General features: G+C 45.0%; 2 tRNA genes and 2 rRNA genes. All 4 read left to right on the top strand.

Annotation, left to right across the window (positions count from 1 at the left end):
- Positions 1 to 61, top strand: a 16S ribosomal RNA gene (locus tag GQ671_RS12860); the annotation flags it as partial.
- A 147-nt stretch (positions 62 to 208) separates the two neighbouring features.
- A tRNA-Ile gene (locus GQ671_RS12865) sits at positions 209 to 285 on the top strand.
- Between the two features lie 16 nt (positions 286 to 301).
- Positions 302 to 377, top strand: a tRNA-Ala gene (locus tag GQ671_RS12870).
- Between the two features lie 257 nt (positions 378 to 634).
- A 23S ribosomal RNA gene (locus GQ671_RS12875) occupies positions 635 to 738 on the top strand; the annotation flags it as partial.

Genomic DNA, 738 nt, shown 5'->3' on the forward strand with positions numbered 1-738 from the left:
GACTGGGGTGAAGTCGTAACAAGGTAGCCGTATCGGAAGGTGCGGCTGGATCACCTCCTTTCTAAGGATAAATAGGAACATCTTCGGATGTGGAATGGCGTTGACATATTGTATTCAGTTTTGAATGTTCTAATTTCTTTTCAAAAGTGTAAAATTAATGCTTGAAATTATCATTCACAATAGTATAATCTATATCTGGAAATATAATGGGCCTATAGCTCAGCTGGTTAGAGCGCACGCCTGATAAGCGTGAGGTCGGTGGTTCGAGTCCACTTAGGCCCACCATTATAATTCTCAATATGGGGGCTTAGCTCAGCTGGGAGAGCGCCTGCTTTGCACGCAGGAGGTCAGCGGTTCGATCCCGCTAGTCTCCACCATTTAAATTTTTAACATGTACATTGAAAACCGTATAGAAACAATGCGAAAAATGATTTTAACCGAAATCAAGCGTAGAAAACCGAGAACCGAAAGAGTTCAAAAAACACGCGTTGTGTCTTGAGAAAGCGTAGGCGGATGTTCATTCGCGTATGATTTTTGATGGGTGGCTTCAGGGTCCTGATCCTGAGTGCCGCACAGAAAATCACGAGCGAATATCCGCTGCAGCTGGACTTTGGCACACTCACAATTTCATTGCGATTAAGTAATGAAGGGCGCACGGTGGATGCCTTGGCACTAAGAGCCGATGAAGGACGGAACAAACACCGATATGCTCTGGGGAGCTGTAAGTAAGCGTTGATC

It is taken from the genome of Salinicoccus hispanicus, from assembly GCF_009831115.1.
Taxonomy (GTDB): domain Bacteria; phylum Bacillota; class Bacilli; order Staphylococcales; family Salinicoccaceae; genus Salinicoccus; species Salinicoccus hispanicus.